Here is an 8,712-nt window from a genome sequence, read left to right on the forward strand (position 1 = left end):
ATCCTGACGTTCAACGTCAGGAAGGGCCCCTTACTGACGTTGAACGTCAGTAAGGGGCCCTTCCTGACAGAAGTCACCCGGCCACCCGGTCCTGGGCGATGACGTGGTTGGCCTTGACCCGCACCAGGATGTTGCCGGCGCGGGCGCTGTACTCGACGAACTGGGCGGCCTGCTCGGCCGGCAGGTAGCGCTCGGCGATGAGCGTCGCGCAGCGGCGCAGCTCGGCCGGGTCGTCGGAGAGTTCGGCGGTGCCCTCGACCGACACGAAGGCGTACGGCGGCTGGTCGTCGTCGACCACCACCGACACCTGGGGGTTGGCCCGCATGGCCTTGCCCTTCACGCTGTCGGCCCCGGTGAACATCACCACGTCCTCGCCGTCGAGGGCGTACCAGATCGGCACGGCGTGCGGCCGGCCCGAGGCCCGCAGCGTCACCAGCACGGCGGTGCGAGTGCCCTCGGACAGGAATTCCTGTTGGCGCGCAACGGTCATCGGCTCAGGCATCGTCACCCAACTCCTTCGGCAGGCCAAGGTCGTCGAACATCCGGGCGTCGAACACGTGGATCTGGGTCACCAGGCCGTCGACCACCCGGAACACGTCCAGCTTGAACGGGCGGAAGCCGACCTCGCCGGGCCGGCGCAGGTAGCTGGCGGCGGCCGGCGTGCGGTTGACGGAGGTGGGCAGCAGCCGCCACTCGCCCATGCCGTCGGGGCCGAACGCGAGGTCGAACAACGGCTTCATGGAGGCGACGCCGAGGTAGGTCATCGGCGCGGGCGGCATGGAGATGCGGATGTCGTCGCGCACCAGCCGGATGAAGTGGTCGATGTCGGCGTGTTCGTGCGCCTCGATCATGCCCGTGAGCAGGGCCTGCTCGTCGCCGCTCGGCCTGGACGGCGTCCACTGGGTGCTGCGCAGCGTGGCGCGGGCCCGTTGCAGGGCGCTGTTGGCCGCCGGCACGGTCAGGTCGAGCAGGCGAGCCGTCTCGGCGGCCGACCAGTCGAGCACGTCACGCAGGATGAGCACGGCCCGCTGCCGCGCCGGCAGCAGCTGGATCGCGGCCAGGTAGGCCAGCTCGATCGTCTCGCGCTCGACCACGATCCGGTCCGGCGACAGCTCGTCGAGCAGCGTGTCGGGATAGGGCTGGAGGTACGGCGCGCGGCGCTTGCGGCTGCGGATGGCGTCGAGGCAGGCGTTGGTGGCGATCTTGTACAGCCACGCCCGCACGCCGTCGTCGCGCACGTCGTCGCGGGCCCGCCAAGCCCGCAGGAAGGTTTCCTGCACCAGGTCGTCGGCGTCCTCGAAGGAGCCGAGCATCCGGTAGCAGTGCACGTGGAGCTCGCGGCGGTGCCGCGCGGTGAGCTCGGTGAAGTCGTCCTGGTCCACTGGGTCCGCAGCATGGCACGGGTCGTGTAGCGCTGTCATGCGAACTACAACGACGGCCAGGAGCAGAACTCATCGGTCCCACTCCCATTCGATCCGGTAGGCCCCGGCCGGCTGGTCCAGCCACACCGCCCGGACGGTGCGGCGGTCGTCGATGAACAACTCGGTGGCGACGCCGCGACCGCCGTCGGTCGGTTCCGAGCTGGACCGGAAGTGTCTCGGAACCGCTTCCGGATGAAAGGTGATCTCCAGAACGTACTGTCGGATCGGGGCCGCGAATCGCCGTTCGCACATCACCGCCCTGTTACCGCCGGGTACAAATTCGAGGCCGTATTCGACAACGGTTCGCTCGCCCTTGCGCAGGTTCTGGTCGAACCACAGTTCGGCGGCCATCAGATGCGACTCGCGGTCGACGCCGACCCGGCCGAGCCGCACCCCGGCCACCGGCACCACCGTGGGCAGTCGGGCGCAGCGGGTGTCGTCCCGGTAGACGGCGATCATGTGCCGGGCCTTCTCGGTCACGGCCTCAAGCACGGCGATGACCCGGCAGTAGTTCTCGCCGCCGCGCTGATCCATCGCGTAGCGCTCGTGGTAACTGATCACTCTTCGGTGCTCGGCCGGCCGCTGGACCTGCGACATCAGCTGGTCGACGGCCTGGCCGAAGTGGCCCCAGAGCTCGCCCGACGGCACCATCCGCTGGCGGTTGCGGCCCCGTCTGACCCGGTCGCCCAGCAGCTCACGCAGCGAGCCCGGCGGCACGCAGAGGATCTCCTCCAGCGCCTTGAGCGCGGCCAGCGACTCCGGACGCTCGGGTCTGCTCCGGCCTCTGGACCAGTAGCTGAGCGTGGCGGTGCTCAGCGCGAATCCCCGCTCGGCGAGTCGGTGGACGATACGGTCCAGGGTCAACCCGCTGGCGGTGATCGCACCGAGCAGGGCGGGCGCGAAGTCGCGGCGTTGCGTCATCGCCGCCGATTGTGACGGAAGAATTCCCGGGGTACCACCCTTCTTTTGGCGCTTGCCGACATCGTGTTAACACTTAAGTTTCGCGCCTTGTGGATGTGAGGCGAAATCGTATTCACTCGGGGTTCGCCCGCGCCGGACCACTCCCTGCATGGCCCGGCGCGGCGACCCTGCGTTCCAGTTTGGACCGATTCCAGGAAGGTCGGCCGTCACTGCCGCGTCACGGAAACGGCACGCAATCACCTGTTGTCCCGGGCGGCCGGCGGCGGTCATGATTCGGGGATGGTGGGATACGACGCGGTCGTCGTCGGCAGCGGCCACAACGCGCTGGTGGCCGCCGCGTACCTGGCGCGGGCCGGCTGGGGTGTGCTGGTCCTTGAGGGCAACGACCGGCCCGGCGGCCTGGTCCGCACCGACCCGCTGACCTTGCCCGGCTTCGTGCACGACAACTTCTCGGCGGCGCACCCGCTGTTCGTGGCGGGCCCGGCGTACGCGGATCTCCGGTCCGAACTGGACATCGACTATCTCAACACGCGATACCCCACCGGGGTGTCGTTGCCCGACGGCCGCAGCTCGGTGGTGTCCACCGATCTCGACGAGAACATCGTCGAGGCCAACCGGCTCGCGCCCGGCGACGGCGACGCGATGGGGGAGATCTTCAAGGAGTTCGGGCCGGCCATCGAGACGGTGTTCGCGCTGTGCTCGGCCGACCTGACAACGCCCAGCTCGGCCGCGGCGATCCAGGGCCTGATGCACACGGCCGACGGTGGTTTCTCCGATTTCGCCCACATGTTCACGCTGAGCGCGCGGGCCCTGCTTGAGCAGCGGTTCCGCTCGCCCGTGCTGCGGGCCATGCTCGCGCCGTGGGCCACGCACCTCGGCCGGGCCGTCGACGACGCCAACAGTGGCACCTGGACCGTGCTGGTGCTGGCCGCGCTGACCATGGTCGGCATGCCCATTCCCCGTGGTGGCAGCGAAGAGCTGGTCAAGGGACTGGTCAAGATCGTCGAGCGCAACGGTGGCGAGGTCCGCTGTGGACAGTGGGTGAAACACGTCCTGGTCGAGGGTGGGCATGCCGTCGGCGTGCGCACCGCCGACGGCGACGTGATCCACGCGCGCCGGGCCGTGATCGCCTCGGTCAATCCGGACCAGCTCTACCTGCGGCTGCTCGACCACGAGCACGGCGCCACCCCGCCCGCGATTCGCAAGCACGCCAAGGACTATCGCTACGGTCTCGGCGCGGTGCAGGTTCATCTCGCGCTGTCCGAGCCGGCCCGGTTCCACGACGAGCGGCTCATGCACGTCGGCCAGCCGCACCTGACCGGTGGCCTCAACGCGATCTCTCGTGCCACCAACGAGGCCCTGCGCGGTTTACTGCCGGTCGAGCCGACGATCTCGTGGGACACACCGTCCACTTTGGACTCTTCCCGCTGCCCGCCCGGTCGAGCCGTGGCGCGGCTGCAAATGCTTGAGGTGCCGGCGATCGTGCACGGCGACGCCGCCGGCACGATCCCCGTCGGCGAGCACGGCTGGACCGAGGACGTCAAGAACGCCTTCGCCGACCGGGTCGTCGACGAGGCCGCCCGGCATGTGTCCGGGCTCAAGGACATCATCCTCGACCGGCACGTGATCAGCCCGCGCGAGCTCGCCGCGTTCAACCCCAACTGCGGCCCCGGAGATCCCTTCGGCGGCAGCCACGACCTGGCCCAGAGCTACGTGTTCAGCCCGCTGCCCGGCCAGCCCAGCCACCGCACCGTCGTGCCCAACCTGTACATGCTCGGCGCCGCCACCTGGCCTGGCCACGGCATCAACGGCGGCTCCGGCTACATCGTGGCCCAGGAGCTGATGGACTGACACCCCCTCACTCGCGCCGCCGTCTTTGACGCTTGGACGGGGGCTTTCCTCTACTCGGAGTTCAGGAACGGCGCTTTCACGCCGCTGAAAGTTGCGCGAAGGCGGCCCAACCGGTAATGGCGAAGTTGCTGCCGTCGTGGGCCACCTCGACCGCCCCGTGCCCGCCGAAGTGCGCCGGCACGACCAGTTCCCGCTCGTCGGCGGCCCGGCCGAGAACACGCAGCCGGGTGGCCTGCGCCTGATTCTGGTCGAGGCAGAAGGTGCTGTTGCACAACGGATCCGTCACCTGGTACGGGCTGTGCAGCATGTCGCCGACGAACACCGCCCGGTCGCTCCCGGACCGCAGCCGCAGCACCGCCGACCCCGGCGTGTGCCCGGGCGCGGCCTCCAGTTCGAGGTTGTCGTCGATGCGGAAACCGTTCTCCCACAACGTGACCAGGTCCATGACCGGGGCGACGCTGTCGTCGTGCACCTCGGTGCCTTTGAAATGCTCGTGGTCGGCGCGGTGGATCAGGTAGGTGGCGTTGGGAAACGTGGGCGCCCACTCGCCGTCGACGTCATGCGTGTTCCAGCCGACGTGATCGGCGTGCACGTGCGTGTTGACCACGACGTTCACATCGGACGGATCGACGACGGCGCTCAGCCGTTCGAGGAAATCCGTGTGCCAGCCGGCAAAAACCGGGTTGGTGCGCACGCGATCGTTGCCGACGCCGGTGTCGACCAGGATCGTGCGGCCGGCGCTGCGCAGTACCCAGGTCTGGGCCGCGGCGATCATGCCGCCGGTCGCCGGGTCGTGGTGGTCGGGGACCAGCCAGGAAGGCGCCGGGTCCGGCACGCCCGGCACGAATGTGCGCAGCGGCCCGAACTCGCCGTGCCGCTCGACGACCCGCGTGATCTCGACCTCGCCCAAGGTGATGGTGTCCATGGGTACAAGTCTGCGGCTCACAGCTGAGCGTTTGAATGCTTGCAAGCATCGGTTCCATGCTTGATACGCTCAGGCCATGGATGTGCTGAGCGATGTTGTCGCCGTGCTGCGGACCGGGCGGCCGTCGTCCAACCGCACCTCGGTGGACGTCCGTTGGCAGGTGCCGTTCGAGGCCTACGACGGCGCCGGCTTCCACATCCTGTTGCGCGGCAACTGCTCGCTGCTCGGCGATTTCGCCGAACCAATCAGGCTCGGCGTCGGCGATGTCGTGCTGTTGCCGCACGGCGCCGCGCATGCGCTGGCCGGCGACGGAACCGAACTGCTGTGCGGCAAGTACCGGCTCGACCGGTCGCGAGCGCATCCCCTGCTCGGCGACCTGCCCGAGATCATCCACCTGCCCGCGACCGTCGGCCGCCACCCCGAGCTGCGCTCGGCCATCGACCTGCTCGGCGCCGAGGTCGAGGCCGACCGCTCGGGGCGTGATGCCGTCGTGTCGGGTCTGCTCGATCTGCTGCTGGTGTACATGCTTCGGGCCTGGCTCGACGACAATCCCGGCGTCGGCTGGTCGGCCGCGCTGGCCGATCCGGCAGTGGCCGGGGCGTTGCACGCCATCCACGATGATCCGGCGCGGCCGTGGACCGTGCCCGAACTGGCCGCACTGGTCGGGCAGTCCCGGGCCACCCTGGCCCGGCGGTTCGCCGCGCTCGTCGGCCAGCCGCCGATGGCCTACCTGACATGGTGGCGGATGACCCGGGCCGCCCGTCTGCTCCGCGACTCCGACGCGCCGCTGTCGGCCATCGCCCGCCAGGTCGGCTACGAGTCGCCGTTCGCCTTCTCCCACGCGTTCAAGCGGCTGTTCGGCCAGTCGCCCAACCAGTACCGGCTTTCGGAGGTCTTGTGATGCTGCGCTGCGCCGTGCTCGACGACTACCAGGACGCGGCCTCGGCCATCGCCGACTGGAGCCGGGTCGACCTCACCGTCTTCCGTGAGCACATGGACACCGAGGACGAGGTCGCCGCCGCGTTGGCCGACTTCGACGTGGTGGTGATCATGCGTGAGCGCACGCCGTTCCCGGCCTCGCTGCTGGCCCGGCTGCCTCGGCTCAAGCTGCTGATCACGTCCGGCATGCGCAACGCGTCGATCGACCTGAAGGCGGCGTCGGCTCAGGGGATCACCGTGTGCGGCACGGCCAGTCGATCCGAGCCGCCGGTCGAGCTGACCTGGGCGTTGATCCTGGGCCTGGCTCGTCACCTCGTGCCCGAAAACGGGGCGTTCCGGGCCGGCGGGGCCTGGCAGAGCACGATCGGCACCGACCTGGCCGGGTCCACGCTCGGCCTGCTCGGACTGGGCAAGATCGGGACCCGGGTGGCGGCCATTGCCCGGGCGTTCGGCATGGAAGTGCTGGCGTGGAGCCAGAATCTGACAGCCGAACGGGCCGAGGCGGCCGGCGCAACGCTGGCGTCGAGCAAGGACGAACTGCTGGCGGGAAGCGACATCGTGTCCATCCACCTGGCGCTCGGCGACCGCACCCGTGGCCTGGTCGACGACGCCGCGCTGGCTTGCATGAAGCCGTCCGCGCTGCTGGTCAACACCTCGCGGGCGGCGATCGTGGACACCGAAGCCATGATCGCCGCCTTGTGCGCCGGGCGGCTGGCCGGGGCCGGGCTCGACGTGTTCGACCTCGAACCGCTGCCGGCCGACCATCCACTTCGGACACTGCCGACAGTGCTGGCCACGCCCCACCTCGGCTACGTCACCCGCGGCAACTACACCCGTTACTTCACCGAGGCCGTCGAGGACATCGACGCCTTCGTGGCGGGGAAGCCGGTGCGGGTGCTGTCCTAACGCAGCCGCGGCCGGAAGCTGTCGAACAGCATCAGGATGTGCTGCGAGTTCACGTCGGCCGCCTCGAACAGGGCCGCGACCCGGTCCGGCACCGGCCGGAACGGATCGTTCTCCCTGGTCGGCGGCAGGCCCTCGGCGTCACCGAGCAGCGACTCCGGCGTGGCCATCGTGGTCAGCTTGTAGTAGCGCCAGCGCGGGGCGGTCGAGTCGGCCACCCACCACCCTCGCGGCCGTTGCGAATGATCACGCTGGCCCGCTTGTCGTTGTACGCCATGGTCACGCACTGCCCCGCCGACCAGCGTCGCGATGCGGGCGGCCGCCCGGCGCGGGTTCTTGAACGTGCCCTTGGAGACCCAGACCCCGTCGATCAGCTCCACATCGAGGCCCGCGCTCTCGAACGCCGCCCGCAGCTCCGCGTGCGGGTCGTCGGCCGAGTCCACCGCCAGTTCGATCACCCAGTCCACGTCCGTGCGGGTGGCGACCCGGGCGTAGGGCTGGTCCGGGTGGTACAGGTAGCGCTCGGCCTGCTCCGCGTCGGCGAAGGCCGCGACCTCGGCCGCCTTGTCCCACGCCGACTTCGCGATCGCGTCGTTCGGGGCGCTGCCGAACAGATCGGCCTCTTGGGTCAGCAGGGCCAGGCACACCGCGATCAGCGAGCTGAGGTACGACTCCAGCTGGCCCGGAGCGCTCTCGCCGTCCCGCAACGGGAGCGTCGAGACGACGTCCCGCAGTTCCGGCCGCCACTGCTCGCCCGACTCCCACACGCCGGCCGCGAGCAGGTCGAGGTAGAGGCGAGCGACCGTCATACGCAGTTCGGGCCAGGGCTGCGGCTCGCTCGTGACGGCGGCGTGCATGGCCCGCAAGCGATTGCGCCACAGGTGGCGCTGATTGGGCGGGATCACCGGCGCGCTGGCCGGTTCCGACGGCAGGACCATGTCCGTGAGCGGCGGGCCGATGGTGCGCGCGACCGCCGCGCGCCACTCGTCCCAGGTGCTCGTGGGGGTGCGGGGCGTCTGCTTGGTCTCGGCCAGCAGGTGGTTCAGATCGCTCGCGAACCGCTGAGACAACGTCTGATCGGCGTATACCTCGGCCATCGCCAGGTGGCGGGCCAGCCTCGGCTGGGGTGGTTCGGTCCCGGTCTCCACGGCGCCCCCTCGGGTGATCGGTGTGTGGTGTCAAACCTACGCAATGCGGCTCAGGGATAGGCCCGATGTAACCAGGGGTCCTGCTCACACTGGCCACAAGGCTCTGGACGTTACATACGTACTGCCTGTATGTTTCTGGCATGGAGATCGAGCTCAGTGCCAGCCGCCTCCGCTACCAGGAGTTCGGCGAGGGCCCGCCCGTCGTTTTCGTGCACGGCCTGCTGGTCAACGGCGACCTGTGGCGCAAGGTCGTGCCCGTCGTCGCCGGCGCCGGATACCGGTGCATCGTCCCGGACTGGCCGCTCGGCGCCCATTCCGTCCCCGTGCCGGACGCCGACCTCACGCCGCCGGGCCTGGCCGCCATGGTCGCCGAGTTCCTGGAGGCCCTCGACCTTTCCGATGTCACCTTGGTCGCCAACGACACCGGCGGAGCCATCACCCAGCTGGTGATGGCCGACCACTCCGCGCGGGTCGGGCGGGTCGTGCTGACCCCGTGCGACTGCTTCGAGGCCTTCTTCCCCTCGGTGTTCGCCCCGCTGCCCCGGCTGGCGCGAATCCCCGGCGCGATATGGCTACTGGTGCAGTCCCTGCGGTTGCGGGCCAC

General features: G+C 69.7%; 9 protein-coding genes. 4 read left to right on the forward strand and 5 right to left on the reverse strand.

Features of this window, described 5'->3' with window-relative positions:
• Positions 1–73: 73 nt before the first annotated feature.
• The 3 genes from KUTG_RS32710 to KUTG_RS32720 all read right to left on the reverse strand — a co-directional run bounded on the left by KUTG_RS32710 (position 74) and on the right by KUTG_RS32720 (position 2,342).
• Complete coding sequence (locus KUTG_RS32710) at positions 74–502, reverse strand: PPOX class F420-dependent oxidoreductase (protein WP_043731418.1); 429 nt, start codon at positions 500–502, stop codon at positions 74–76.
• A complete protein-coding gene (locus KUTG_RS32715; RefSeq protein ID WP_043722270.1) occupies positions 495–1,382 on the reverse strand; it encodes a sigma-70 family RNA polymerase sigma factor in 888 nt (295 codons plus the stop codon). Before KUTG_RS32715 ends, KUTG_RS32710 begins: the two co-directional genes overlap by 8 nt.
• A gap of 69 nt (positions 1,383–1,451) precedes the next feature.
• Positions 1,452–2,342, reverse strand: coding sequence for a hypothetical protein (locus tag KUTG_RS32720; RefSeq protein ID WP_052395678.1), 891 nt, complete (start codon positions 2,340–2,342; stop codon positions 1,452–1,454).
• Between the two features lie 279 nt (positions 2,343–2,621).
• On the opposite strand from KUTG_RS32720, the gene KUTG_RS32725 reads away from it, so the two are divergent.
• Positions 2,622–4,193, forward strand: coding sequence for a phytoene desaturase family protein (locus KUTG_RS32725; protein ID WP_043722272.1), 1,572 nt, complete (start codon positions 2,622–2,624; stop codon positions 4,191–4,193).
• Between the two features lie 76 nt (positions 4,194–4,269).
• Here KUTG_RS32725 and KUTG_RS32730 read toward each other — a convergent pair whose 3' ends face one another.
• Positions 4,270–5,118, reverse strand: a complete 849-nt coding sequence (locus KUTG_RS32730; protein WP_043722275.1) for an MBL fold metallo-hydrolase — start codon at positions 5,116–5,118, stop codon at positions 4,270–4,272.
• A 76-nt stretch (positions 5,119–5,194) separates the two neighbouring features.
• Between KUTG_RS32730 and KUTG_RS32735 the strand changes: the two genes are divergently transcribed.
• A complete protein-coding gene (locus KUTG_RS32735) occupies positions 5,195–6,019 on the forward strand; it encodes an AraC family transcriptional regulator (RefSeq protein WP_043722277.1) in 825 nt (274 codons plus the stop codon).
• 2 nt (positions 6,020–6,021) lie between these two features.
• Positions 6,022–6,963, forward strand: coding sequence for a D-2-hydroxyacid dehydrogenase family protein (locus KUTG_RS32740; RefSeq protein ID WP_198047828.1), 942 nt, complete (start codon positions 6,022–6,024; stop codon positions 6,961–6,963).
• Here the strand turns inward: KUTG_RS32740 and KUTG_RS32745 are convergent.
• Complete coding sequence (locus KUTG_RS32745; RefSeq protein ID WP_043722281.1) at positions 6,960–8,108, reverse strand: hypothetical protein; 1,149 nt, start codon at positions 8,106–8,108, stop codon at positions 6,960–6,962. The two genes, KUTG_RS32740 and KUTG_RS32745, sit on opposite strands and share 4 nt — an antisense overlap.
• Positions 8,109–8,248: 140 nt before the next feature.
• Here KUTG_RS32745 and KUTG_RS32750 point away from each other — a divergent pair.
• A partial coding sequence (locus KUTG_RS32750) for an alpha/beta fold hydrolase (RefSeq protein WP_043722283.1) occupies positions 8,249–8,712 on the forward strand: 464 nt, incomplete at its 3' end.

Origin of the sequence: Kutzneria sp. 744 (genome assembly GCF_000568255.1) — a bacterium.
Classification (GTDB): domain Bacteria; phylum Actinomycetota; class Actinomycetes; order Mycobacteriales; family Pseudonocardiaceae; genus Kutzneria.

What these genes read in the sequence shown, in the direction of transcription:
- KUTG_RS32720 (WP_052395678.1), bottom strand. Translation starts at nt 2,342, where the DNA reads ATGACGCAACGCCGCGACTTCGCGCCCGCCCTGCTCGGTGCGATCACC.
- KUTG_RS32735 (WP_043722277.1), top strand. Translation starts at nt 5,195, where the DNA reads ATGGATGTGCTGAGCGATGTTGTCGCCGTGCTGCGGACCGGGCGGCCG.
- KUTG_RS32710 (WP_043731418.1), bottom strand. Translation starts at nt 502, where the DNA reads ATGCCTGAGCCGATGACCGTTGCGCGCCAACAGGAATTCCTGTCCGAG.
- KUTG_RS32730 (WP_043722275.1), bottom strand. Translation starts at nt 5,118, where the DNA reads ATGGACACCATCACCTTGGGCGAGGTCGAGATCACGCGGGTCGTCGAG.
- KUTG_RS32725 (WP_043722272.1), top strand. Translation starts at nt 2,622, where the DNA reads ATGGTGGGATACGACGCGGTCGTCGTCGGCAGCGGCCACAACGCGCTG.